General features: G+C 29.0%; 19 protein-coding genes and 1 tRNA gene. 8 read left to right on the plus strand and 12 right to left on the minus strand.

Features of this window, described 5'->3' with window-relative positions; all coding sequences use genetic code 11:
• Window positions 1-722: 722 nt before the first annotated feature.
• The 4 genes from Q0J69_RS12805 to Q0J69_RS12820 all read right to left on the minus strand — a co-directional run bounded on the left by Q0J69_RS12805 (window position 723) and on the right by Q0J69_RS12820 (window position 3,625).
• Window positions 723-1,679: a D-2-hydroxyacid dehydrogenase gene (locus Q0J69_RS12805; RefSeq protein ID WP_297208161.1), complete on the minus strand. Its 957-nt coding sequence runs from the start codon at window positions 1,677-1,679 to the stop codon at window positions 723-725.
• Window positions 1,680-1,702: 23 nt separating this feature from the next.
• Entirely contained in the window at window positions 1,703-2,113 is a 411-nt protein-coding gene (locus tag Q0J69_RS12810) for an ATPase (RefSeq protein ID WP_297208162.1), read from the minus strand.
• 97 nt (window positions 2,114-2,210) lie between these two features.
• Window positions 2,211-2,711, minus strand: coding sequence for an NUDIX domain-containing protein (locus Q0J69_RS12815; RefSeq protein WP_297208163.1), 501 nt, complete (start codon window positions 2,709-2,711; stop codon window positions 2,211-2,213).
• Window positions 2,712-2,818: 107 nt separating this feature from the next.
• The gene (locus tag Q0J69_RS12820; RefSeq protein ID WP_297208164.1) at window positions 2,819-3,625 is read right to left on the minus strand and encodes a M55 family metallopeptidase; all 807 of its coding nucleotides are present in this window, start codon (window positions 3,623-3,625) and stop codon (window positions 2,819-2,821) included.
• Between the two features lie 369 nt (window positions 3,626-3,994).
• On the opposite strand from Q0J69_RS12820, the gene Q0J69_RS12825 reads away from it, so the two are divergent.
• Both Q0J69_RS12825 and Q0J69_RS12830 read left to right on the plus strand, forming a co-directional pair.
• Window positions 3,995-5,008 (plus strand): AAA family ATPase, encoded by a 1,014-nt coding sequence (locus Q0J69_RS12825; RefSeq protein WP_297208165.1) that lies wholly within the window; start codon window positions 3,995-3,997, stop codon window positions 5,006-5,008.
• On the plus strand, window positions 5,005-5,544 hold the full coding sequence (locus Q0J69_RS12830; protein WP_297208166.1) for a hypothetical protein: 540 nt from the start codon (window positions 5,005-5,007) through the stop codon (window positions 5,542-5,544). Before Q0J69_RS12825 ends, Q0J69_RS12830 begins: the two co-directional genes overlap by 4 nt.
• A gap of 19 nt (window positions 5,545-5,563) precedes the next feature.
• On the opposite strand, the gene Q0J69_RS12835 is transcribed toward Q0J69_RS12830, so the two are convergent.
• Both Q0J69_RS12835 and Q0J69_RS12840 read right to left on the minus strand, forming a co-directional pair.
• Window positions 5,564-7,360 (minus strand): methyl-accepting chemotaxis protein, encoded by a 1,797-nt coding sequence (locus tag Q0J69_RS12835; RefSeq protein ID WP_297208167.1) that lies wholly within the window; start codon window positions 7,358-7,360, stop codon window positions 5,564-5,566.
• 93 nt (window positions 7,361-7,453) lie between these two features.
• Window positions 7,454-7,525 (minus strand) — tRNA-Gly (locus Q0J69_RS12840).
• Window positions 7,526-7,680: 155 nt separating this feature from the next.
• On the opposite strand from Q0J69_RS12840, the gene Q0J69_RS12845 reads away from it, so the two are divergent.
• Together Q0J69_RS12845 and Q0J69_RS12850 are read left to right on the plus strand one after the other, a co-directional pair.
• Window positions 7,681-10,107, plus strand: a complete 2,427-nt coding sequence (locus Q0J69_RS12845; protein ID WP_297208168.1) for a DUF5682 family protein — start codon at window positions 7,681-7,683, stop codon at window positions 10,105-10,107.
• A 50-nt stretch (window positions 10,108-10,157) separates the two neighbouring features.
• Window positions 10,158-11,327, plus strand: a complete 1,170-nt coding sequence (locus tag Q0J69_RS12850; protein ID WP_297208169.1) for a tetratricopeptide repeat protein — start codon at window positions 10,158-10,160, stop codon at window positions 11,325-11,327.
• A 69-nt stretch (window positions 11,328-11,396) separates the two neighbouring features.
• On the opposite strand, the gene Q0J69_RS12855 is transcribed toward Q0J69_RS12850, so the two are convergent.
• From Q0J69_RS12855 to Q0J69_RS12865, 3 genes are all read right to left on the minus strand, one after another.
• Complete coding sequence (locus Q0J69_RS12855; RefSeq protein ID WP_297208170.1) at window positions 11,397-11,822, minus strand: PepSY-like domain-containing protein; 426 nt, start codon at window positions 11,820-11,822, stop codon at window positions 11,397-11,399.
• A 67-nt stretch (window positions 11,823-11,889) separates the two neighbouring features.
• Window positions 11,890-12,993, minus strand: coding sequence for a hypothetical protein (locus Q0J69_RS12860; RefSeq protein ID WP_297208171.1), 1,104 nt, complete (start codon window positions 12,991-12,993; stop codon window positions 11,890-11,892).
• Between the two features lie 213 nt (window positions 12,994-13,206).
• Window positions 13,207-15,051 (minus strand): methyl-accepting chemotaxis protein, encoded by a 1,845-nt coding sequence (locus tag Q0J69_RS12865; protein ID WP_297208172.1) that lies wholly within the window; start codon window positions 15,049-15,051, stop codon window positions 13,207-13,209.
• A 406-nt stretch (window positions 15,052-15,457) separates the two neighbouring features.
• Between Q0J69_RS12865 and Q0J69_RS12870 the strand changes: the two genes are divergently transcribed.
• The 4 genes from Q0J69_RS12870 (at window position 15,458) to Q0J69_RS12885 (ending at window position 21,741) form a co-directional block, all read left to right on the plus strand.
• Window positions 15,458-16,492, plus strand: a complete 1,035-nt coding sequence (locus tag Q0J69_RS12870; RefSeq protein WP_297208173.1) for a 2-oxoacid:acceptor oxidoreductase family protein — start codon at window positions 15,458-15,460, stop codon at window positions 16,490-16,492.
• 14 nt (window positions 16,493-16,506) lie between these two features.
• Window positions 16,507-18,771 (plus strand): thiamine pyrophosphate-dependent enzyme, encoded by a 2,265-nt coding sequence (locus Q0J69_RS12875; RefSeq protein ID WP_297208174.1) that lies wholly within the window; start codon window positions 16,507-16,509, stop codon window positions 18,769-18,771.
• Window positions 18,772-18,848: 77 nt separating this feature from the next.
• Window positions 18,849-19,859, plus strand: coding sequence for a polysaccharide pyruvyl transferase family protein (locus Q0J69_RS12880; protein WP_297208175.1), 1,011 nt, complete (start codon window positions 18,849-18,851; stop codon window positions 19,857-19,859).
• A 484-nt stretch (window positions 19,860-20,343) separates the two neighbouring features.
• The gene (locus tag Q0J69_RS12885) at window positions 20,344-21,741 is read left to right on the plus strand and encodes a cation:dicarboxylase symporter family transporter (RefSeq protein WP_297208177.1); all 1,398 of its coding nucleotides are present in this window, start codon (window positions 20,344-20,346) and stop codon (window positions 21,739-21,741) included.
• Between the two features lie 606 nt (window positions 21,742-22,347).
• Here the strand turns inward: Q0J69_RS12885 and serS are convergent.
• The 3 genes from serS to lepA all read right to left on the minus strand — a co-directional run bounded on the left by serS (window position 22,348) and on the right by lepA (window position 26,520).
• Complete coding sequence (gene serS / locus Q0J69_RS12890; RefSeq protein ID WP_297208178.1) at window positions 22,348-23,628, minus strand: serine--tRNA ligase; 1,281 nt, start codon at window positions 23,626-23,628, stop codon at window positions 22,348-22,350.
• Between the two features lie 360 nt (window positions 23,629-23,988).
• Window positions 23,989-24,489: a type 1 glutamine amidotransferase domain-containing protein gene (locus tag Q0J69_RS12895; RefSeq protein ID WP_297208179.1), complete on the minus strand. Its 501-nt coding sequence runs from the start codon at window positions 24,487-24,489 to the stop codon at window positions 23,989-23,991.
• 219 nt (window positions 24,490-24,708) lie between these two features.
• Window positions 24,709-26,520 (minus strand): translation elongation factor 4, encoded by a 1,812-nt coding sequence (gene lepA, locus Q0J69_RS12900; RefSeq protein ID WP_297208180.1) that lies wholly within the window; start codon window positions 26,518-26,520, stop codon window positions 24,709-24,711.
• Window positions 26,521-26,560 lie beyond the last annotated feature (40 nt).

Raw genomic sequence — 26,560 nt, forward strand, 5'->3', positions numbered from 1 at the left:
CCGTCTACACCGTACATACCGAATGCTGAAACTGTTGTAATTAATAAAGAACCTATTACAGCAGCTAGGAACTTTACTTTTTTGCTAACTTTTTCTATCATAAAGTTATCTCCTAAATATTTTTTATACTATTACTCATTTCTGAGTATCAGCATCAAATATAGTACCGGACAAGATTGCTTTGTCCGGCATTGAAAAAAGTTTTATTAACTACAAGTATTGTAAAAAAAAAAAAAAAAAAACAATATGAAAATATGATTTTTTCGCATTTTTTACAATATATTTTCATAAAAAAATATATATAGATGTTAAAATAACAGTTTTATTATTTATACGAGAAAAATATACAGGTTTATATAAATTGTATTTTGGCTAATTTTTTTAATAAAAGCTTGGGCGGGTGTTAACATTTCTATATACATATTAAATATAATTAAAATAAATATTTCAAATTTAGTAAAAAAGAATAGAGGGAGGGGTATGTAATTAAAATTTTATTTACACACCCCGCCCATCATTTCTTATAATTTAATTAGTCATTTTTGTTTTTCGTTTCTTTGCTGTTTAAATAGATATTTCTGTACCCGCCCTAGTGTTTTTTAGATTTAAAGCGATTATTCACGCACGCTTAACTTGTTTTTTTAAAATAAAAAAATTAATAAAAGCATTTAAATTATAAATAAAAATCTATTAACCGTGCGTTTATTTATACGAAAAAAATTTTATTTAGTTAAAACATTTATAGGGTTTCCTTCCAAAAATGCTTTTATATTCTCATAAACCTTATGCATAAGCCTAGTTCTAGCCTCAAATGTGTTTCCTGCAAAATGAGGCGTAATATAACAGTTTTTAGCTGTGAGAAGAGGGTTATCAGCTGAAGGAGGCTCTTTTGCAAGCACATCTAATCCTGCCCCTGCGATAATGCCGTTATTTAAAGCATCAGCTAAATCTTTTTCTACTATAACTCCTCCCCTTGAGGTGTTGATTAAAAATGCTGTTTTTTTCATCTTTGAAAGTAAGTTTTTGTTTACTATATTTTCTGTTTCTTTATTAAGAGGTGCATTAAGCGATAAAAAGTCAGAGTTTTCAAAAAGCTCCTCTATATTTGAAGCATTATCAAAACCTTCTTTTCTGCTTCTTGAGTAAATCAAAACTTTCATACCCATTCCCATAGCCATTTTAGCAACCTCTCTTCCAATATCTCCAAAACCAAATATTCCCATAGTTTTATTTTCAAGCTCCATTAAAGGATAACTGCTGAATGAATAATCTTTGCATTTTACCCATTCCCCATTATGAACTTGATTATTATGTTCAACTATTCTGAAAGATAATGATAATACAAAAGCCATTACAAGCTGTGCTACCGACTGAGGACCGTATCCTCGTACATTTGTAACTGTAATTCCCAATTCTTTTGCAGCTTCAATATCTATAACATTGTATCCTGTGGCAAGCATGCCTATATATTTTAAGTTAGGAAGCGACTGCATTAGCTTCCTGTCAAAAACTACTTTACTGTTTAATATTCCCCAAGCATCATAAGCTGCTTCTTTTACATTGTCATAATCCACTCTGTCATAAACTTTTAAATCTGATATGCTCTCTATTTCAGCCCAAGATATATCTCCTGGATTTAATATGAAGCCGTCAAGAACTACTACTTTTGGTTTGCTCATATATTTATCCTCCTTATAAAATATTATTTTGAATACTTTTCTAAAAGCTCATCTGTTAATTTTATTTTTTCTTTATTTTTTACATGATAGAATTTTCCTATTGTTGTAGAAAAATAATCATTTTCTTCTAATTTATATATTTTAACCTTTGCTGCTATTACCCAATAAGAAATATTAACCCTATCTAATTCATTCTTATTAAATTTGATATTAAATTTATCCAAAGAATCAGAGTCAGTTTCAGCAATGCCTAAAGCAACAACTTTTAATCCGTCTGCTATCATTATTCTTGTGCCTTTTAAAAATTTCTTCTCTTTTACTTTTTCAGCACCCGCCTTTACTTCTGCAAATACTATATTATGATTATAAAATATATCAAGAAGTTTTATCTCACCTTCTTTTCCTCTTCTGCTTCCGAATTTAACATACTGCATTTTTCATTCTCCTATTCAGAAATACTAAGACCATTATAATATATCTGGAAAAATACATATATAATTAATACTTTAAATTTAACACTCTTTTTAATATTTATTTTAATTTATCATAAATATCATAAAAATATCTTATAGAAGAAATTATCTCTCCGCTTTTGCACATATCAAAATATTTATCTCTGTTTACTATTATAGCTTTACTCACCTCATTTTCCTGCAAACTTAAGTCTTCTAGTTTTACATCTCTTCTAAACATATATGAATCTACTATTGTATTTGAAAACTCTAATATAAAAGAAGTTAAAAATATAGCCTCATTCTTTTCAAATGATAAACCGATTTCTTCTTTAAGCTCTCGTACCGCTCCTTCAATACTGCTTTCACCAGCAATTATAGAGCCCTCAGTACATTCCCACATATTAGGACATATTTTTTTACTGCTATGCCTTTTTGTTATTATTACTTCATCTCTGCTATTTACTACCCAAGCATGTATGATTACATGATAATCATTTTTATTTAAAGGCATTCCCCTTTTATGAAATCTCCCTGTTTTATTTTTGTTTCTATCGTAGATATCCCAAATCTCTGACATAAATATTTTCCATAAAATGATTATTGATAAATAAAAAAGCCCTCTTAAAAACATCTTGTATTTTAAGAAGGCTTTCATAAGTTATCGGACTGCTATATTATAGAATTTTATAATATAAATTTCAAGGCTCTTAATACCTCATAATAGTCATTATTCTCAAAAATTACAGTAGTATCATTAATTTTTTTGGCATTTGGATAGAACGACACTTTATGAGCATATCCGTGTTCTTTATAACATACTTCGAGTTTAAAATGATTAGGAAGTTTCAATATTTTACCTTTGAAATCCTGACTTAATGCCTCTTTTGTCTTCTCTTTAATCATTTTTACCATTAAATTCGGAGAATAATTAATAGTAGAATAACCTATACCCTCTTTTACAGGAAGAGTTATCAAATTAGGGTGATTCGGATTCATTTTAAAAGCCTCTTCACATAATCCCTTATCTCCAGATAAAAATACCGTAGGTACTTTCCTATATGCTGCTGCATAGCTGAAAAACATAAACTCGCTTGCTAATACCTCATTAAGTTTCACATATACATTTCTAGTATTCATAGTATGCGAAAGCGGATTATTGCCAATAGAAGCTGCATTATGATATCCTATAAACATAGCAGCATCAAAGCTCTCATCAATGCCTTCTACCATAGAATAAGGATCTCCGCTCCATCTCCTATGTATCTTTACGCATTCAGGCAAGGCTGTTTGATCTATATTCATAGCTGTATCATGTGCGTCTTTTACAAATATTTCTTTAGCTCCTGCAGCTATAGCTCCCTCGCATGCTGCATTAACCTCTTTAGTCATTTGAAGAGTATGTTCTTTATAAGTTAAACTTCCTGCATCCGTGTCAGGCCATTGTGTAGTTGTAGTAATTCCTTCAATATCCGCACTAATAAAAACTTTCATATAATTCCTCTAACATTTAAAAATTTATTTTAATGATTAAAAACTATATTATATTTCTGATTTTATTCAATATGTTAATTATTGATTTTTATTGTTTTTAGAGCATCAATTAAGAAAAAATATACTAAATATAAAAGGTTTAATTTTTATTTTGATGTGATAAAATATTTGTAAACTAATTATAATTTTTTTATTTTCATCAACTTTTTTCGTTAAAAAAGTTGCAAAAAAACAAATTCTTCTTATTACTATAAAATATATATTTGGTGCTTAGGAAATAATTATGAGTGATGAAGAAAAACAATTAAATATTTGAAATAATGAAAATATATTATAGAATATTATAATATTATAATTTAGGTTATTTTTATGATAAAGAATTTTGAAATTCATGATTACAGACAATTTAAAAATGCTAAGTTTGATAATTTTTCTAATATAAACTTATTTGTAGGTGAAAATGATACAGGAAAAACTACAATATTAAAATTTTTGTATTGTGTAAGTTATGAATTAAAAGGTTGTTTAGGAAAAAATATTAGAACTTGCAATATTTATCAATATATAAATAATCTATATGTACTCAATAAATTTAAATTTCCAGTAAGTTATACTGAAAATAATAAATTAAAAAAACTCTTTTTATTGGATAAAGATAAAGTTAATTTTAATGTTTCTTTTTTGAATAGTAAAGATGAGATTATAACTTCTTACGATAATATTAATAATTGTAATTATGACTATAAACCATTATTTGTACCTGCAAAAGAAATTTTATCTATTATGAATGCCATTATTTATTTAAAAAATCAAAATATAGAAAGCGGATTTGATGATTCGTATACTGATATAATTTATGAAATACTTGCAAGAAAAAATATTGATGAAAGAGAATTATTAAGCGTATTTAAAAATAAATATGATTTCTATAACGGTAATATACGAATAGACAAAAATACTAATGCTATTAATTATCATAAAAATGACGGAAATATTTATAACATTAATATAACTGCTGAAGGAATAAAAAAACTAGGAATATTTGAAGTTCTTCATAACACAGGAAATTTAACAAAGAAAAGTATTTTATTTATTGATGAGCCTGAAAACAGTCTGCATCCTAAAATGGTTCGTGAGCTTATGAGATTTTTGGCTGACATTTCAAAAGAAGGTGTTCAGATATTTATGGCTAGTCATAATTCATTTGTTTTAAATCAGCTTAGCAATATTGCCATAAAAGAAAATTATCCTATAAATGTATATTTCTTTATAAAAGAGGATAATCATACAAAAATAGACGGAGCTTATGATTTATCAAAAGAGTTTCCTGATAATTCAATATCTGATGAGGCTTATGATATGTTTGTGGAGAGTAAAAATTGAATAATAATACTGAATGGCTTATAGAGTTTAAATATAATTCATATTTTAGATTATCCGAAAACCAATTCTATATACAAAATCAAAAAAATTATGAAGTTTGTAAAGATAATGATAAAGAACATTACAGCGGAATGAAGGAAATGGATTTTTGCTATTGTAATGATAGTTGTATTGATTTAATAGAGTGTAAAGAAGTAAATAATATAAATAAATCAAATTTAAAAGATGATTTAAGACTAAAAGCATTGCATTCTTCCGCTTTATTAAAAACAGCTTTATATGATGGTAATAATAATATTATACAAACATTAAATAATATAAATAAAAATTATAATCCTAATATAGAAATAAAAGTTTTTATTATTTTTAAAGAATTTAATGCTAAAAATAAAATCATAATACCTGATGTTGTAAAAGAAATAGAAAATATCATAAAAAGAAGTCTTATATGTCCATTAGGTAAACTTTGGAATATTAAAGAAGTTCAAGTTTTAGATTATGAAACGGCTAAAAATAAACTTCAATATATAATATAAATTTATAATCAAAATAGGCTTAAACAATCAATTTAAAATACTCAAGTTCTGAATAAACATTTTCAGCACCATTAGCAACTTCTCTTCCTAAAACAGCACTGCTGCTTGCTAAATCAGCATTCTCCTGAGTTATACGGTTGAGTTCATTTATGGCAAGCGAAATCTCTTTAACGCTTCCTTCTTCCTCAGAAACAGAATTGCATAAATCTATAAGAACATCAGATACTTCTTTTGCAGAATTTTCTATATTTAAAAGCATTTCTATAGAATGCTTTACAGACTCATCTCCTACAGCTATTTTTGTGATGGTGTTTTCTATTATGTCTGTGATTTTTCCAGCAGCATCATTAACATTCTGAGCAAGCGATCTTATTTCTGATGCCACAACAGCAAAACCCTTACCCTGCTCACCCGCACGTGCAGCCTCAACAGCAGCATTAAGAGCAAGTATATTAGTTTGAAATGCTATAGTTTGTATTAGTTTTATTATATCGGATATCTCCTTGCTTGATTCGGATATATCAGCCATATTGTTAGAAATCTGCGTAACAGCATCTACTCCCTCTTTTGTAGCTTCTGATACCTTATTACTCATATCCCTTACATTATTAGTATGCTTTGAAGTTTCTGATATAGAAGAGAATAAATTTTCTATAGCACTGCTTACCTCTTCTAAAGCAGAAGCCTGAGATGATGTTCTGTCTGATAAATTATCTATTCCGCTTGATATCTTGCTGCTTGAATTATTTATTGAAGCGATATTATTTTTTATTTCAGCTACTATGGAAGATATTCTATTTTGCATATCATTAACAGAATTAACCAAATGCCCAGATTCATCCTTTAATGCTAAATCTTCTTTATTAAAGATGCTGTTGAAATTACCTTCTTTCATAAGGTCTATAATTTTTATTGTGTTTTTTAAAGGCTTAACTATTTTTTTTACAAGTACACCTTCAATTAATAATATAATAATCATTATTATAAATACCATAAGCATTAAAATTCTAAATTGATTATTTAACTCTTTGGCATCTCCTTTAAATATTAAAAGCCATGGGGCATTAGATGTTTTTTGTATAGTGTACCATTGATTGCCTGATATTTTAACTTCGCCTATATGAGAATTAAGATTTCCTTTAAATGGGGCAAAAATAGGATCATCGAATAAATTTTTATTCTCATTTAATATGAAATCATTATTTTCATGCGTCATATATATTCCATCTGATGATACTATATAAAACTCTTCTTTAAAAGTATCTTTTATATTTTTCATTATTTGGTTCATATTAATAAAGTCTATAGCAAATACCCCTTTTAACTGTCCATTAGTGTAAACTGCTTTACTGAAAGTTACTGTTAATTCGTTAACTGCAAAATCAATATAAGGCTCGCTTATTACTATATCTCTAGTTTTTATGGCATCTATATACCAAGGTCTTGCTGTCTGATTATATGTTCTAGGATATTCTTCTAATGTGTTTATATAGATACCGCCTTCTGAATATGGAACCGTATCCCCAAAATACATGTTAAGATATCCTGAACTTGTTTTTTGTACATTTGTTATAAAACTGCCGAAACTTTGCAAATCAGGGTTTGCTTCTAAATCATTTACTATTATATTAACAGTATTTTGTATTTCTCTTATATAACCTTCAACTTCATTTTTAGAGTTGAGAGTTTGAAAGTATTTTTCATTTAAGAATTTTGATTTGTATATTGGTTTATATATAAAGTAGAATGCCAAGAAAGCTGCAAATAGCAGTACAGAAAATATACTTAAAAATTTAAACATTAGTCCTTTTCTCATTAGAAACCTCATAATTTACTAAAATGTAATTTTTACTAAAACCGAAAATATTTAAGAATATCAATAATAAATTTTAGATGACATATTAAAATGAGCGGGCGAACGGAATCGAACCGTCATCTTTAGAGTGGAAGTCTAAGGTAATAACCATTATACGACGCCCGCATTTAATTTAACAGAACCTTTTTAAGTGCTAAAATTATAGCATAACAGAAAAAAAAATCAATATAATATTTATATTTTTTTATTAATATATAATCATTGCATTATACTGTTTTTATAGTACAATTACATTATTATTGCTAAGAGTATATGTAAAGATGAAAATAAAAAGCGGTGAAAAAGATAATTTTGAAAATGATTTTTCACAAAGTATAAAAGAAAATATAATGTTTTTTCCTATAAGACATCATTCTCCTGTATGTTCATATCATTTAAAGAATGTAATAAGTGATTTTAAGCCTGATGCTATTCTTATAGAGGGGCCTAATGACTGTAATGATTTGATGAAGTATATGATTGAAGAAGATACTAAGGCTCCGTTTTGCATTTACTCAAGTTATATTGACAGCAATAATAATAAATACAGATGCTATTATCCTTTTTTAGATTATTCCCCTGAGTTTGCTGCTATAAAAGAGGCTTATAAGAATAATATTTACTGCAGTTTTATTGATATGCCTTATGCTCTTATGATAGAGAATTCTAATAATGATTCAAAAAAATTAATATCGGTGTATGATAATGATGATAATAAATTTAATATTAATACTTATACTATTGAACTTACAAAAAGGGCAGGACTTAGAAGTTTCGCTGAACTTTGGGAAAGAGATTTTGAAATAAACGGAATATTAAAAAACAGCATAGATTTTATAAGAAGTATTTATGCTTTAGGCTATTATATGCGTTTGATAGAGGATGAGGACTTGGAAACTAGAAACAGAGAATATATAATGGCTAAGAATGTTCAGGAAGCATTGGAAAAATATACTAAAGTTTTAGTTATTACAGGAAGTTTTCATACCAAAGGCATAATAGATAAATTAAAAGATGTTAAAAATATAAATAAAGAATGCAAATCATTGAATAGGTATATAGTTTCAAATGCTTCAAGCTATTTGATACCTTATTCATTTGAAGAGGCAGACAGCAGAAGAGGATATCAGGCTGGCATAGAGTTTCCTGCTTTTTATGATTTAGTGTATAAGCAGTTAGAAAATTATGGGTATAGCATAGATAATAGAGAAGAAATTTTAGATAATACATTTTTAAATACAGTTCAGTCATTTATAATAAAGGCTGCAGGAATAGATAGAAAGAATCATAATGTTACCATACCAGACTGCATCAATGCCTATTATATGGCGGTTAATCTTGCTAAATTAAGAGGAAAGGAATCTGCTGGAGTTTATGAGCTTATAGATGCTGCTAAAAGTGCTTTTGTAAAGGGTGAGATATCATTAGAAAATACAAGCAATCTTGATTTAATGCTTAAACTTCTTTCTGGTATTTCAAATGGTCAGGTATCATCCAAAAGTATTGTTCCTCCTGTTATTATTGACTTTAGAAACAAGTGCAGAAAATATAGAATAAATATAGATAGGTCTGAGGAAGCTGAAACTGTTCTTGAGATTGTAAAAAATAAATCTCATTTTGAAAAGAGTAAATTTTTTCATCAGATGAGTTTTTTAAATGTAGGTTTTTGTACTCTTATTAAGGGACCTGATTATGTGAATAAGGTTAATAAAAATTTAGCAAGAGAAACTTGGAAATACGAATATAAAACTATAGTTGAATCTTCATTAATAGATAAATCAGTATACGGCGTAACTATAGAAGAGCTGGCATCAAATCTGATAATAGAAAAACTTAATTCAAATTTAGATGCACAAGGCGTTTCCAAATTAATGATAGAAGCTAATGTAATGGGGCTTTACAGTTTTTTAATAAATAATTATTCAAAGATAGAAGAAATTATATTAAGGGACAGCAGCTTTATAAGTCTTTGTTTATGTTTAAATAATTTATCTTATATGGCAAATATGGAAATTATCAATGATAATTTGTCTAAGGATAGGGAATCTCTATTTGATAATTATGATATGCTTCCAATGATAGAAAATATTGCAAGGCAGGTATTTGTGCTTTCTGTAGTCAATATGGAATCTATGAAGCAGTTAGATGAAGAGGAGGCATTAAAAAATTCTCATTATATAAAATCCTTATATTCATTTACTTTAGAAAATCCCAGCTGGTGCGATATAGATATATTTAATGATAAAATAGACTCAATGATTGAAAACACATTCGGAAGCTCTCATATATATGCAGTATGCCTAGCGGTTAAATACAAATCAGGAAGGTTTGATGCGGAAGAGTTTTCAAGCATTGTTTCCAATTTTTTAATATCGTCATCGGTTGATGTTCATGCTTATTTTTTGGGAGGTATATTTTTAGCTGCTAGGGATATTCTATTTATAAATGACGGTATTATTAAGAGTATAGATAATACTATAAAAAATTTGGATGAAGATAAGTTTATAGAGATTGTTTCTAATTTTAGATATGCTTTTATGAATTTAAGCCCTATAGAAATAGAGCGTTTATCAGAGATTATTGCCTGTATGTATGGTGCAAAAAAAGATAATATTATGGATTACAGCAATATATCTATGGAAGAAATGCAAAAAGCAATGTATATAGATGAAAAAGTTTTCACATTATTGATTGATACTTTAAAATAATAATGATAAAATACGATATTATTAATATATTTTAATTATTAGGTTTTTTTATGAGCGATAAAGACATTAATACTTTTTTTAAAGAGGCTTATAGTGCCTTTAATCTTAAAGATTATAAATTAGCTATAGAATACTTCACAGAAGTTATTAAACTTGATTCCACTATTGCTGAGGCTTATTATAACAGAGCTACAGCTAAGGCTAATTTAGATGATCATAAAGGTGCTATTGAAGATTACAGCTGGGCTATTAATATTAATGATAAGTTTGCGGCTGCCTATTATAATAGGGGAATATTAATTAGAAGTGCGGGCAAGGCAGAAGAAGCTATAAAAGATTTTGACAAAGCAATAGAGCTTAATTATAATTTGGAAGAAGTTTATTATGCCAGAGCTAATACTAAAGCAAGTATCGGCGATTATAGAGGTTCTATAGAGGATTACAGCAAGGCTATAGAAGTTTATCCTCATTTTTCAGATGCATATTATAATAGAGCTTTATCAAGAAATGCTGTAGGAGAATATAAAGAGGCTATAAAAGATTATGACAAGGCTATAGAATATAATTTGAGATTTGCCGCTGCTTATAATAATAGAGGCAATGTAAAAGAGAGGCTTGGGAATTTTAATGAGGCAATAGATGATTATACTAATGCTATACATTTAAATAGAGAGTTTTTAGAGGCATATTTCAATAGAGCCAATGCAAGATTCAATATTAAAGATTATAAGGGTTCTATAGAAGATTTTGATGAGATAATAAAAATGAATCCTAAATATTCTAGAGCCTATTACAATAGAGGACTTGTTGAAATGTCTATGGAAGATTATAAAACAGCTATATCCGATTTTGAAGAGGTTATAAAACTTGAGCCTGATTTTGCTGATGCTTATTATAATAAGGCCGTTGCTATAAATCATTTAGGTATATATGATGAATCTATTGAGTTTTATGATAAGGCAATAGAGCTTAATCCCAATTATTCTGAGAGCTACTGCAATAGAGGTATATCAAAATCAAAAATGGCTTTCATTAGAGATGGCAAAGTAAGCAATGAAGAGTATAAAAAACTTGTAGAAGAGGCGGAAAAAGATTTTGATGAGGCTTATAAACTAGCTAATGATAATATGAAAGCAATAATAAAAGATGGGCTTGTAAAATTAGCACATTTAAATATGGAAGCTGCTGTTAATTTTTGTAAAAAAAATAATTTTTATTAAATAAAAAACTCATTATATTTAGTATAATGAGTTTTTACTATTTTTGGTTTTTATAAATGATTATTTTAATTATTTTTTAGTTACATTTCCTTCAAAATCTACAGAGAATTTTTTACCGTTCATTAATTGAAATCTATATTCTTTACTTTTCTTTTGAACAGCAATAATCTTTTTATCTGCAAATTCTGTTTTTACTATATTTCTAGCAGCATTTTTAATTTTATCGTCTAAATACTCTATTGAAATTTCATCTCCTCCTCCGTTTATGCTCTGCCATTCTCCCTTTCCATTAACATATATTTTAAGTCCGCCTTTAAATATTAAAGTATATGAACCTCCCATTTCTGTAGCTCTGTAAAGATAGCTGTCTGGGAAATATTTTTCAGCAAACATAACGGCAGTACTAGGAACTTCGCTTAAGGCAACAGAACCTGCAAAGGCATAAGATGTAATTATGGATAATGCTAATATAATATATAAAGTATTTTTTTTCATAATATCCTCCATAAATGATATTTTATATTTTTATAATTATATATATCAAATAAAAATAATACAATATTTAAAATTTAACATTTCCAGCAATATAGTATCTTCCGTCAGTAGCTCCCTGAAAACCAACATTAAATTCTGCAGGACCAGCTTTGAATTTACCGAATACTGCATATTCCAAATAAAACTTAGCTTGTTTATCTTTTATATGCACCATCTCTCTCAAAGCAATATTTAACATATACCATTCAAATCCCTGCTCTAAACGTACATAATGAGCATCTCCCTCTCTCCAAGTGTATTCAGCTATAGCATTAACCCAAATGGTTTCATTTAAGAATGGGAATCTAAATGTAGCAGAAGCCTGAACCAAAGATTCGAATAAATTGGAATGATAAAATAGCGGATACATTCTATTTTCATGTTCATATAAAAATCTGAATTCTATATTAGGAATATTAAATCTGAATAAAAATGCTTTAGGAATACTATGCCTAAAATCGCCCTGAGAATAAGCTATCTCATAATGATTTCCTATAAAACCTACTCTTATACCAGGTCCGTTTAATACTTGAGGTATATAATAATCAGGCGTATCAATACTAGCAGGATTTAATGTAGTATCATAATAGTGAGGCATAAGCATGAAAGTAGTAGTATTAATATCAAAAGCGGCTCTTCCTCTTGCAGAAACTAATATTCTATCAATAAATATAGCCTGAACACCTCCGTCATAAAGCCCAGCATTTCCTTTTATATATCCGTAATTTATATCTGGGTTATGAGTATCAAAATATCCGAATGCTGTTATGAAGCCTGTAAACTGTATATAATCATTGTGAAATGTCTGTCCAATAGTAGCAAATGTATCTCTCATATTGAATGTGTTGGTATGTGCTGCATAAGAAAAATAGGCTGTCAAGTGAAATTCTATCGGATATTTTTGAAAAAATCCCAAATTGGTATTATCTAAATTTGGCAAAGTTCTTTTATAATCATCCCTAAAATAATCAGGCTTTATATATTGAGGCAGATTATTATTTCCTTCTCTTCCTATAAACATATCATAAGCATTAGGAAGCGGAGGCATTACAGCATTAGTATACTGTGATTGCGCATTCAATATTCCTGATATGGATGCAGCAAAGAACATTAGTAAAAGTATTTTTTTCATAAATGTATATTCCAAATATATTTATAAAATTAGTTTAAATAAAAAAAGGACACTAATCCCTAAGAATTAGTGTCCTAATATTTTTATTGATAAATTTATCTTGCTTGCTTGCTTGCTTGCTTGCTTGCTTGAACGCAGCTAATATAATATTGATATTATAAAAAATCATGGAGTTGATTATATTACAAATATAATTAATGTCAATTTAATATTTTACTGCATTTTGAAGAATGTCATTATATTCTGCAGGTTCTGAGCCTGTTCTAATAATTCTTTTGCAGATGTTGAAGTTTCATCTACTAATGAAGCATTCTGCTGAGTAATTCCATCTATTTTTGATACAGCTATATTTACCTGATCTACTCCAGTCTGCTGTTCTACTGCCGTTGTGCTTATTTCCTGCATTATTTTTGCTGTATTTTCTATTTTGGATTGTATATCATTAAATATAGTCTGAGATTCTCTTGCTGTTTCTGCTGATTTATTAATTTTATCATATATATTTTCTATAAGAGCTGTTATATCTTTAGCAGAAGTTTGAGAGTTTTGAGCTAGATTTCTAACCTCGCTTGCAACTACAGCAAATCCTTTTCCCTGATCTCCAGCACGAGCCGCCTCTACTGAAGCATTAAGTGCAAGTATATTAGTTTGAAAAGCAATGTCCTCTATTGTTTTTGTAATATTTTTTATTTTTTCGCTAGCTTCATACACCTCTTCAATATTTTTAGTTGTTTCAGCTATAACAGCTGCTCCATTTTCTACAGCTTTTTTAGATGACATCATCATATCATTTCCTTCAACAGAGTGGGATGCAGAAGATTTTATAGTTGATGCCATCTCTTCTATAGCAGAAGAAGTTTCCTCAAGACTTGCAGCCTGAGCTTCTGTTCTAGCTGATAAGTCATCACTCCCTTGAGTAAGGTTAGCAGCAGCATTGTTAATTCTTTCTGAAGTAGCATTCACTTCATTGATAATTTTTACCATAGCATCTCTCATATTTTTAAATGAATATGCTATCTCTCCAATTTCATTTCTTTTGAATTTAACTTTTCTTAATATAAATTCTCCCCTTGACATTTCTTCTGCTTCTTCTACAAGAACTTTCAAAGGACTTATAAGATTTTTAATATATAAGAATCCGATAACAAAACTTAGTACAATTCCTACTACTCCTATTATAATCCCCATCTTCAATATTTCTGTACTTTTCTGTTCAATAAAACTTAAAGGCATAGAAAAACCAACTTTCCAAGGCTGATCTCTAAGAGAATTATATAAACATACTTTAGTCATACCATCATTTTGGAATTCTAATTTTCCCTCAGTATTATTAACTATTGTTTTTATCTCTACAGGAGCTAATTTACCCACTTCGCTTGGTACATTATGCATTACAAGTAAAGTATCTTTATTGAACACCCATAGTCTTATCCAATGAGTAAGAACTTCCCCGGCAGTAATGGATATTTCATCTATGACTTTCTGCCAATCTACTATAATTAATAAACCTCCAAGGTAACGATTATCTATCTTTGAATGTACAGGAGCAATTATAGCAGTGATCCATTTACCATCAGAATTTTTATATATAGAATCGGCTAAGGTAGGTTTTTTTACAGGTTCATATCTTCTCCATAAGTCCGGATATAGATCAGCTACTTTTTTACCTACATCAGCATTATTTCCTTCTGAATTATTTAATATAGTTCCATTGGTTTCTATTAGAGATAAGCTTTGGGCATAAGGATTTTTTTCTCCAACTAATTTCATTGAATTTATAAGCTCAGTTTCATCTGCAGGGTTTCTATATTCCATATAATTTATTACAGATGAAAAAGAAGCATAAGTGTCTGATAAAATTAACTGATTTTCAATGAGAGAATCAAAAAAAGTTGAATATCCTTTTATTGTAGTTCCAAATCCATCATATGAAGCTTTGTCTATAGCTGTTTTTGACATATGTACTAAAACAGATATAGAAACGATTAAAAGCAATGCAATAAAAACATTAACTACAATGGGAATTTCTATAGATAAGCTATTAAATTTCTTTTTCATAAGACAAACCCCAATAAATTTACATATAAATAAAAACTTAAAATCCTAGCAATTAGAATATTAAAAAATTGCAGGAATATATCAAATATATTTGATATTATTCTTAGATGAACAATTTTTATTACTAATAAATTCTAGCAACTCTTAACATCACTATATAGTATAATAACTAAAGTATTATATGTCAAATTTTCTTATAAATATATATTAAATATGTATAAATATATCGTGTATTTCTTTTAAACAAAAATATATACATACTACATTAAAATAATGATAATGAATTTGACTTTTATCTTTTTTGTAGTACAATATATAAACATTGATAGTATATTATGTTTATAGCATACTATACTTTCATGTTATTCCCAAAATCTCATTTTAATTAAATAAAGGAGAAAGAATCGTGAAACTCCCAAAAGTCAATGATTTAGGCTTTTTCGAGATACGTCTCGAAAGTATAGGCGGAATGGGTGCCAACAGTGCTGGTAAAATGCTTGCAGAAGTAGGTGTTTTATCACAAGGCTTTTATGGTGCTGCATTCTCAAGTTATGGTTCAGAAAAAAAAGGTTCTCCAGTAAAATCTTTTGTAAGATTTTCTGAAGATGAAGTTAGAGTAAACTCTACTGTAGAAGAACCTCATGTTGTGGCTGTATTCCACATGAATCTTCTTAAAAACCCTCTTACATTAGCAGGTGTTAAAGAAGATGCTATCGTTATTTTCAATACTAATAAAACTCCTGATGAAGCAAGAGACTTCGCTAAACTTCATGGAGGTAAAGTAGTTTGTGTTGATGCTATCAAAATCGCTAATGATTTAAAACTTCCTTCACAGGCAGCTAATACTATTATAATGGGTGCTATGGTTAATCAGCTTGATTTTATAGATTCTGCTAAATTTGAAGAGCAAATCAGAAAACAATTCGGCGGAAGAAAAGCTGAATTAGTAGAACCTAATATCGAAGCTTTCAGAAAAGGCGGAAGCGAATCAGTTGTTAAAGATTTCCCTAAAGACGGAAAATATCCTTATATACCTTATAAAAAACCAGAACCTGTTTATGGTAAAAACAACCAATTAACAGGCGGTTATATAAGTGCTGCTGGTAACTCTACTTTAAAAGATTTACAAGTAACTCGTACAGGTCATATTCCAGTATTCAATCCTAAAAACTGTATTGACTGTGCTAACTGTGAAGTTGTTTGTCCAGACCTTTGTATAGTTTGGGAAAAAGGACCAACTAGAAATGACCCTAATAAAACAGCTATGAATATGATGGGTATTGATTATCAATATTGTAAAGGCTGCTTAAAATGTGTTAGAGCTTGTCCTAAAGGACCTTATGCTGCTAAGCAATATTCTAAAGAAGAACAAGCTTTAAGAATAGAAATAGAGGCAGAATGTAATGTTCCTGAACTTACATACAGCCGTTATAAAAAATAATAAGGAGCGAATAAATGGCTAACAAATATAATCTTGCTGAACAAGAAAACATACTTGAAAGTGGTAATGAATTAGCAGCCATTGCAGCCGCTCAAATCAATTATCACGTTATGGGTTATTACCCAATTACTCCTTCTACTCAAATTGCTGAGTACTTGGATGAAATGAAAGCTAATGGAAGACACACTGTATGCATGATACCTGGCGACGGTGAACATGGTGCTGCTGGTATATGTTATGGTGCTACTACTGCAGGCGGCAGAGTATTCAATGCTACTTCTGCTAACGGTCTTCTTTTTGCTATGGAACAGCTTCCTGTACAATCAGGAACAAGATTCCCTATGGTATTAAATGTTGTAAACAGAACAGTTTCTGGTCCATTAGATATTAAATGCGACCAATCTGATATAATGATGGCTCTTAACACTGGTTGGATTATCATTATGGCTCATACTACTCAGATGGTTTACGACTTCAATATCTTTGCTTTGAAAATCGCTGAAAGAGCTAAATTACCTATTATAGTTTCTTCTGACGGTTTCTTTACTTCTCACCAAAAGAAAAAAATTCACCTATTCAAAAATGATAAAGATGTTCAAGACTTCTTAGGTACATATACTCCTGAAGTTACTTCTGTTGAACCAGGAAAACATCCTGTTACAATAGGACCTTACATGAATGAAGATGAATTAACAGGAAGTAAATTACAGCTTTCTCAAGCTTTAGAAGATTCCCGTGATATAATTTTAGATGTATTTGAAGAATTTGCTTCTTTCTCTGGAAGAAAATATCATCCTATAGAAACTTACAATATGGAAGATGCTGAAGTAGCTTTAATGCTTTGCGGTTCTGCTTATGAAACTGGTACTTTGGCTGTTGATGAAATGAGAAAAGCTAATCCTAATCTTAAAATAGGTGCTTTCGCTATTACTCAAATTCGTCCTTTCCCTGAAAAAGAATTACAAAAATTACTTTCTAAAGTTAAAGTTGTTGTTGTAGGTGATAGACAGGATACTTATTCTGGTATGGGCGGTAATATGTCTACTGAAATAAGAGCTGCTCTTAAAAATGATCCTAACAATAAATCTTCTATAGTAAGCAGAGTTTATGGTCTTGGCGGTACTGAATTTACTTTGGAAAAAGCTAAAGAATTATTTGAATTAGGTTTGAAAGAATTAGCTTCTGCTGGTTCTGTTTCTAAACATGATTATTTAGAACAATACATGGGTGATCCTAATGTTAAGATGAAACCTATACATGAGCCTCTTACTTTGGAAAGCCAAAAATCTGGCATCACTGTTACTATGAATGAACAAACACGCAAACTTGAAGTTAAAACTCCTCCTCTTAGAGAGTTAACTGGTAAAGCTTACCGTTATGCTCAAGGTCATGGTGCTTGTAACGGATGCGGTATTTTCTCTGGTATCAATACTTTCATGAAAGGTATAGAAGGTGAAGTTGTTCTTTTAGTACATACTGGATGTTCTATGGTTGTTACTACAGGTTATCCTTACAGCTCTTACAGAACTACTTATGTTCACAACTTGTTCCAAAACGGTGCTGCTACTCTTTCTGGTATAGTAGAAATGTATCATGAAAGAAAACGCAGAGGCGAAATACAAGGACCAGAAGATCCTACTTTCATAATGGTTACTGGTGACGGCGGACATGACATAGGTATGGGACCTTCTATTGGCGCTGCTATTAGAAATCATAAAATGATTATATTAGAATATGATAATGAAGGATACATGAACACAGGTAACCAATTATCATTCTCTACTCCATTAGGACACAGAACTTCTACTTCTAACGTTGGTAAGGCTGAAGTTGGTAAACAATTCAATCACAAAGATGTAGCTCAAATATTTGCTGGTTGTCATATACCTTATGTTGCTACTGGCTGTGAAGCTTATCCATTAGATTTAGTTAAAAAAGCTGCTAAAGCTCAATGGTATGCTAATCATTATGGTACTGCTTTTGTTAAGCTTCTTATTGCTTGTCCATTAAACTGGAAATCTCCAGATGATATGGGTAAAGATGTTATAAAAGCTGCTGTTGATTGCTGCTTCTTCCCATTATATGAAATAGAGCATGGTGTAACTACTATCACTAATATGGTAGCTGATGAGAAAAAAGCTCCTGTTACTGAGTGGCTTAAAATGATGGGTAAAACTAAACACCTTCTTAAACATCAGGATATACTTGATGCGTTCCAAAAAGAAGTTGATAGAAGATGGAATCGCTTAAAAGCTATGCATGAAAGTCCTGTTCTATAATAATTTAGTAGAATAAGAAATAAATACGGCTGTTTATCTGAATAGGGTAGGCAGCCTTTATATAAAGGGTTTTATATATGTTACATTATATACATCTTATAGCTTATCATAATACTGGTGATACGTTATGTGGATATTATAATTTTTTTAAAGAATTGTATAATTATGATATTCATATACACAATATTATTAATATTAACTTTAATATTATAAAAAAATCAGATACTGTTATTATAGGCGGTGGTGGATTATTAGATAATTGTGAAGCATTTAATCGTGATATAAATAGAATATTAGATTTATCTGATAATGTTATATTCTGGTCATTGGGTTTTCATAAAAGGCCTAAAGAACATCATTTTTATAACAAAATAGAAGAAAATATTAGATTAGATAATGTTAAATTATTATCAATCAGAGACTATAATCATGAATCTAAAATAAGATATGTACCTTGTGCTACATGTATGATTCCATATTTTGACAGCAATTATAGATTAATTGAAAGAGATATTGGGGTAATAAAACATGAAGGTTTTAAGAAGATATTTGATGAATATGAAACTATAGAAAATCGTGATAGCATAGAAACTATTATTAATTTTATATTAACTTCAAACATAATATTAACAAATTCTTATCATGCTGCATATTGGGCAACATTAATGAAAAAAAAAGTAATTATATATGGAAAATTTGCAAATAAATTTGATTATTTTAAATATAAACCTGTAGAATATTCAGGCAATATATCAAATGATATAGATAAATGCAATATATATGAAGATGCTTTATCTGAATCAAGAGAATTGACAATAAATTATTTTAAAGAGATTAAGGTGTTCTTAAACAATGCAGAAAAAAAATATTATAATATAGGATATGAAGAAATAGATATAATGAAAGATAATATTTATTTTATTAGCAATAGGAATATTTCTATTAGTGATATGAATACTTCAATAAATAATGATTTGAATAAATTAAAAAATTTTATAAAAAAAATGATTGATAAGATAGTTTGGTTTATTTCAATTAGAAAATATAGGGATAAATTAAGAGAACGTATGCTTGATATAATAAAATAATTTTAATTTATTTATATTATTTAAAAGTATATATTAGTTTTATTTATAAATAAAAATTAGTAATAATAAAATGCAAATATGCACTAATATATAACGAATTTATTACTGAATAATATTATTTTAAATCATTATATAATAATACATCTATATAGAGACTTGTTACAAAACTAATTTTATTTATTAATTTTGTGAACTATCATCCATGCTTACAAAGTCTGTTTTTGGTGTTGTCAGTTGAAATACTGAATATTTATATATTAAAATAGTAATTTATATAATATTTTCAAGTATTTTTTAAATAAGTCTAATATTAAATTTAATAAAAATTTCAAATTTAGTAAAAAGAAATAAAGGGCGGGGTATGTAATAATAATTTTCAAATTTTTATCTATATTGTAATCAATTATTTACAATATATGTATATCAATTTTTTCTAATTTATATTATAGTGTATGCACTAAAATATTTTAAAGGAAGTAATAATATGGGACTTTATGTTGTAATTAACATCATAATACTGCTTCTTATAATCGGAGTATTATATGCAATGCAGAAAAAGCATATTAATTTTACCTATAGGGTATTAAGTGCTTTAATTTTAGGTTTGGCTTTAGGTTTTGTACTTAGAACAATTTATGCTTCTAATATGGAAGTAGTTAATCAGACTATAGTTTGGTACAATGTTGTGGGAAACGGTTATGTAAGGCTTTTACAGATGCTTGTTATGCCTCTGATATTTGTATCTATTACTATGGCTTTAATTAATATTAAAGGCGACAGCAATGTGGGGAAAATGACAATTATAATTATAGCTGTATTAATGATAACAACAGCAATATCTGCTTTAGTTGGTTTCTTGACTGCTAAAGGATTTGGATTGGATGCTTCTAAATTGGAATCTATAGTGGGAGATATATCTAAAGGAGCTTCTAATTATGAAGGTAAATTAGAGCAGTTCTCTTCAAGACCAGTACCTCAGCAATTATTGGATATTATACCAACCAACCCTTTTGCAGCTTTAGCAGGAATGGGAGGCTCTCCTACACTTTCTGTTGTATTTTTTGCAGCTTTAATAGGTTCTGCTGCTTTAGGTCTTAGAAAGAAAAAAACTGATATTTTTGATTTCTTTTATAAAATCATGCAGTCTTTGCATGATGTCATTATGAAAGTAGTAGCTTTTGTTATGAGATTAACACCATTTGGAGTATTAGCACTTATGGCTAAATTTATGGCCACTAGTGATTTAAATGCATTTGCTCAATTAGGTCAGTTCCTGATTGCATCTTATGTATCGATATTTATAATGCTCATAGTTCATAGTATAATACTTATTATATTCGGATATAATCCTATAAAATACTATTCTAAATCATTCGCTACTTTGGCATTTGCTTTTTCATCAAGAACAAGTGCTGGTACTTTACCTTTAACAGTTTCTACATTAAAAGATAAAATGGGAATATCAGAAGGAGTTTCTAACCTTTCTGCTTCTCTTGCTGTTACTATAGGTCAAAACGGATGTGCTGGTATTTATCCTGCAATGGTTATAGCTATGATTGCTCCTACTATGGGAATTAATCCGCTTGAGCCTTCTTTTTTAATAAAATCTATAGTCATAATTGCTATAGGAAGTTTTGGTATCGCTGGAGTTGGAGGAGGTGCTACAAATGCTGCTTTGATAACACTTTCGGCTTTAGGTTTTCCTGTTGGTTTAGTTGCTGTGCTTCTTGGTATTGAACCTTTAATTGATATGGGAAGAACCATGCTTAACGTTAATGATGGTATGATTACGGCTGCTGCAACTGGAAAAATACTTAAAGAAGTTGATATGGATAAATTTAATTCCAATGATACTGGAACGAGTGAAGCAGAGGTCATGTAATACTGACAATAAAATATGATATTAATAAGGCTTGGTAATAAAATTATCAAGCCTTTTATTATAATAAAATTTATTTTAATTCCCACCAAAGCATTATTTAAATTTTGGTATTTACTCACCGCACGCAGAATATAATTAAAAATATAAACATATTTGCAATTCAAATTTTTTTTATATTAAAAAACTTTATTAACCGTGCGTTAATAAGAATCTCAAATCTAACCAAAACTTGGGCGGGTGTTATACATACTAAATATAATTAAAATAAAGATTTAAAATTTAGTAAAAAAGAATAAAGGGCGGGGTATGTAATTAATTTTTTAATTTACTTACATTTTCCCACCCTTTAGATTTTCAATCTTTTTTTGTTTTTTTAATGTTATTTTCTTTTTTATTTTATTCTGTTATTTTAACTGCCCACCCAAGAGTTATTTAAATTTTGGGATTTACTCACGCACGCAGAACGAAATTTAAAATTGACTGATTGTGAATTAGAATTTCAATTATTTATAAAATTTATTTAACCGTGCGAAAATTTAATTATAATTAATAAAGTGCATACCTAATTTAAGATATGCACTTTATTAATTTTATTTACTAATATTATTAATTAGGCTTCTCTATCTTATCAAAACCAGTAAATGGTATTAAAGCCTCTGGTATAATAACGCTTTCGTCTGCCTGCTGATAATTTTCAAGTATAGCAATCCAAGTTCTTCCAACAGCAATACCAGAACCATTTAAAGTATGTACTAATTCCGTTTTACCATTTCTTCTGGTTCTCATCTGCATACGTCTTGCCTGATAATCCCAGCAGTTGCTCACACTTGATATTTCTCTGTAAGTATTCTGAGAAGGAAGCCAAACTTCTATATCAAAAGTCTTATAAGCGGCATTACCTATATCCCCAGAAGAAAGTACTACAACTCTGTATGGAAGCTCTAAAGCCTGCAAAATACTTTCAGCGTCTTTAAGCATTTTTTCATGCTCTTCTTTAGATTTGTCAGCAGCACATACTTTTACAAGCTCTACTTTATCAAATTGATGCTGTCTTATAAGTCCTCTCATATCGCGGCCGTAAGAGCCAGCCTCAGAACGAAAACATGGAGTATAGGCTGTTGCATATATAGGAAGCATATTCTCTGGTATAATCTCTTCTCTATAAATATTTGTAAGAGGAACTTCTGCAGTAGGTATTAGGTATAAAGCAGGATCATCAGTAGTTTTAAATAAATCCTCCTCAAACTTTGGAAGCTGACCCGTACCAGTCATAGTTCTGCCATTAACAAGCATAGGAGGCACATATTCTGTATAACCATGCTCTGAAGTGTGTTTTTTAAGCATAAAATTAATCAATGCTCTTTCTAATGCAGCACCTTTTCCCTTCATAAGAGAAAAACGAGTTCTAGACATTCTTACGGCTCTTTCAATATCAAGTATATCAAGTCCTAATGCCACATCAACATGATCTTTAACTTCAAAATCAAATTTACGAGGTTCTCCCCATCTTATAATCTCTTTATTGGCATGCTCATCATCGCCTTCCGGCACATCTTCTGAAAGCATATTAGGAAGATAAAGTATTTCATTATTAACCGATTCTTCAAGTTCAGCTAATTTTTCTTCTTTTTTATTTAAGGATTCAGTAAAGTTTTTCATATCTTCTTTGATTTTTTCTGCCTCATCTTTATTTCCTGATTTCATATATTCGCCGATTTTTTTAGAAGCTTCATTTTTTTTGGCTCTGTCCTGCTCTACTTCTTTTAATAGATTAAGTCTTTCATGTTCCAATGATTTTAATTTGTCTAAAGATACTTTACTTCTTCTCTTTCTTAAATTCTCCTCTACTAATTCAATATTTTCTCTTATTAATTTTACATCTATCATAATAAAATCCTTAAATAAAAATTTCTATAAATTATACTACTTATTTAAAAATAGTAAATTGTATTTTAGTAAAAATTATCATTAATAGTTTTAATTTACATAATATCTTTGTATTCTCTAATAGAGTTATTTCAAAACTAGACAAGTACTGCCTTCGGCATATTTTTTATTTAATATGAAATAAAATTCATTTTCATCTATACTGATGCATGAATATATCTTCGTTTTAATCATTTTTATAAAAAGATTAAATATTTTATAATATCAGTAAGAGATATATAATAAATACATTTAGTATTGAAAAGGCTAATAAATTATACTCTTACAATTACTAAGAGCATAATTTATTAATACTTAAAATTATTTTAATTTTTTGATTAATTCTTTTGCAAAATAAGGCAAGTCGGAAGGACATCTTGAAGTAATAATATTTCCGCATACAACAACCTGCTCATCTTTGTAATTTGCTTTTGCATTGATTAAATCATCTTTTATAGATATATAGCAAGTGGCATCTTTTCCCTCTAATACATTTGCTGATATTAAAGTCTGCTGTCCATGACATATTGCTGCTATAGGAAGATTATTATTAATAAAATATTTTATTATTTTTTTTACATCCTCATTTCCTCTTATAGCTTCAGGTGCTCTTCCTCCAGGTATTATAAGAGCTTTATAATTTTCAGGATTTACCTCTGAGAAATCTAATTTAGCCTCAACTTCAAAAAAGTATTCTCCTGATATAGTTCCTTTTTTTAAAGCAGCAATATCAACTTCTATGCCTTCTTCTATAAGTCTGAAGTATGGATAAAATAATTCTGAATCTTCAAAAAAATTATCACTAAGTATCAATGCTTTCATGTTTTATACTCCTCAAAATTTTATGCTGAATATGATACAGCATTATAATATTTTTTCAATAGAATTGTTTAAAACTATATTGACGAATGTAAGTTTTTGTAATTTTTTAAATAAAAAAATTAATACAATTATTATAATACTTTTTACTAGATAACAAATAGAATGCTGCTATTATACTTTAAAATTCAGTTCAAAAAGTATTAAAAGCTAAAATATAATTTATTTATTATTATCATCGGTTTTAAGTACGCTTATAAATGCATCCTGAGGGATTTCAACATTTCCAATAGCTTTCATACGCTTTTTACCTTCTTTTTGTTTTTCAAGAAGTTTTCTTTTTCTTGTTATGTCGCCTCCGTAACATTTTGCTGTAACATTTTTTCTTAATGCACTAATATTCTCACGTGCTATAATTCTTCCTCCTATCGCAGCCTGTAAAGGAATCTGAAACATGTGTTTTGGGATGAGATGTTTTAATTTTTCTATGATTTGTCTTCCGCGGCTTTCGGCATTGCTTCTATGTGCCATAAATGATAAAGCGTCTACTACTTCGCCATGAACTAGTATATCTATCTTTTCTATTTGGCTTTCTCTGAAGTCTGAAAAATCATAATCAAATGAAGCATATCCTCTTGATATTGATTTTAATTTATCATAAAAGTCATACACTACTTCTATTAAAGGCAAGTCAAATTTTATTTCTGCTCTTTTATCATCTAAATAATTTAATGATGTCTGCGTACCTCTTCTGTCTATACAAAGAGAGATAATATTACCCAAATAATCTGTAGGCACTATTATAAGAGCATTTATAAAAGGCTCATAACATTTTTCTATATACTGTGCTGTAGGAAAATCTGCAGGATTATCAATAATTTTCTCTTCGCCGTTTGTGAGTTTTAATTTTACCTCTACCGAAGGGCTAGTTATTACAAGATTAAGATTAAACTCCCTTTCAAGTCTTTCCTGTACAATCTCTAAATGTAAAAGTCCTAAAAATCCGCATCTGTATCCGAAACCTAATGCTATAGAGCGTTCTGGCTCATACACTAATGAAGCATCATTTAATTTTAATTTTTCTAACGCTTTCTGAAGACTAGTATAATCTTCATCTTCAGCTGGAAATATACCAGCAAATACCATAGGTAAAACTTCTTTATATCCTATTAAAGGCTCATCAGAAGGATTTTCTTCAAGTGTTATAGTATCTCCTATTTTTATATCGGATATATTTTTAATGCCAGCAATAATGTATCCTACCTCTCCGCTTTTAAGTTCATTAGCTGATTTAAGCCCAAGTAAAAGCGTACCGCATTCTTCAACTTCGTACTCTGCTTTAGTTTCCATTAAAAGTAATTTATCGCTTTTTTTGATAGAGCCGTCAAATATTCTCACTATCATAACAGCACCGCGAAAAGGATCATAATAAGAATCAAATATCAATGCCCTAGTTTTTTTATCAGTATTGTCTTTAGGAGCAGGTATCATCTTAACAACTGCTTCAAGTATTTCATCAATACCTATATCATTTTTAGCACTTGCAAGAACAATATCATCTTTATTAACTCCAAACTCTTTTTCCATCTGTTCCTTACAAAGTTCAATATTGGCGGCAGGCAAATCTATTTTATTAATAACAGGTACAATCTCCAAATTATTTTCAAAGGCAAGATAAAAGTTAGAAATAGTTTGAGCCTCCACTCCCTGAGCAGCGTCAACTACTAATATAGCACCCTCACATGCAGCAAGAGAACGAGAAACCTCATAATTAAAGTCAACATGACCTGGGGTATCTATCAAATTAAGAGTATATACTTCTCCGTCTTTAGCCTGATATGAAAGTTTTACAGCTTGGCTTTTTATAGTTATTCCTCTCTCTCTTTCTATATCCATAGAGTCTAATATTTGAGCCTTCATCTCTCGGCTTGATACTGCTTTGGTATGCTCTATAATTCTATCAGCTAATGTGCTTTTACCGTGGTCAACATGTGCTATGATACAGAAATTTCTAATTTTTTCAGCGTATGACATTTATAAAATATATCCTTATTATTAAAATTGATTGATATTA

Origin of the sequence: uncultured Brachyspira sp., assembly GCF_944388875.1 — a bacterium.
Lineage (GTDB): Bacteria > Spirochaetota > Brachyspiria > Brachyspirales > Brachyspiraceae > Brachyspira.

Bases quoted from the DNA above. Each gene is read 5' to 3' on its own strand.
- Q0J69_RS12865 (WP_297208172.1), bottom strand. From the start codon at position 15,051: ATGAAAAAGAAATTTAATAGCTTATCTATAGAAATTCCCATTGTAGTT.
- Q0J69_RS12885 (WP_297208177.1), top strand. From the start codon at position 20,344: ATGGGACTTTATGTTGTAATTAACATCATAATACTGCTTCTTATAATC.
- Q0J69_RS12825 (WP_297208165.1), top strand. From the start codon at position 3,995: ATGATAAAGAATTTTGAAATTCATGATTACAGACAATTTAAAAATGCT.
- serS (WP_297208178.1), bottom strand. From the start codon at position 23,628: ATGATAGATGTAAAATTAATAAGAGAAAATATTGAATTAGTAGAGGAG.
- Q0J69_RS12810 (WP_297208162.1), bottom strand. From the start codon at position 2,113: ATGCAGTATGTTAAATTCGGAAGCAGAAGAGGAAAAGAAGGTGAGATA.
- Q0J69_RS12820 (WP_297208164.1), bottom strand. From the start codon at position 3,625: ATGAAAGTTTTTATTAGTGCGGATATTGAAGGAATTACTACAACTACA.
- lepA (WP_297208180.1), bottom strand. From the start codon at position 26,520: ATGTCATACGCTGAAAAAATTAGAAATTTCTGTATCATAGCACATGTT.
- Q0J69_RS12895 (WP_297208179.1), bottom strand. From the start codon at position 24,489: ATGAAAGCATTGATACTTAGTGATAATTTTTTTGAAGATTCAGAATTA.
- Q0J69_RS12815 (WP_297208163.1), bottom strand. From the start codon at position 2,711: ATGTCAGAGATTTGGGATATCTACGATAGAAACAAAAATAAAACAGGG.
- Q0J69_RS12860 (WP_297208171.1), bottom strand. From the start codon at position 12,993: ATGAAAAAAATACTTTTACTAATGTTCTTTGCTGCATCCATATCAGGA.
- Q0J69_RS12875 (WP_297208174.1), top strand. From the start codon at position 16,507: ATGGCTAACAAATATAATCTTGCTGAACAAGAAAACATACTTGAAAGT.
- Q0J69_RS12880 (WP_297208175.1), top strand. From the start codon at position 18,849: ATGTTACATTATATACATCTTATAGCTTATCATAATACTGGTGATACG.
- Q0J69_RS12850 (WP_297208169.1), top strand. From the start codon at position 10,158: ATGAGCGATAAAGACATTAATACTTTTTTTAAAGAGGCTTATAGTGCC.
- Q0J69_RS12845 (WP_297208168.1), top strand. From the start codon at position 7,681: ATGAAAATAAAAAGCGGTGAAAAAGATAATTTTGAAAATGATTTTTCA.
- Q0J69_RS12805 (WP_297208161.1), bottom strand. From the start codon at position 1,679: ATGAGCAAACCAAAAGTAGTAGTTCTTGACGGCTTCATATTAAATCCA.
- Q0J69_RS12835 (WP_297208167.1), bottom strand. From the start codon at position 7,360: ATGAGAAAAGGACTAATGTTTAAATTTTTAAGTATATTTTCTGTACTG.
- Q0J69_RS12855 (WP_297208170.1), bottom strand. From the start codon at position 11,822: ATGAAAAAAAATACTTTATATATTATATTAGCATTATCCATAATTACA.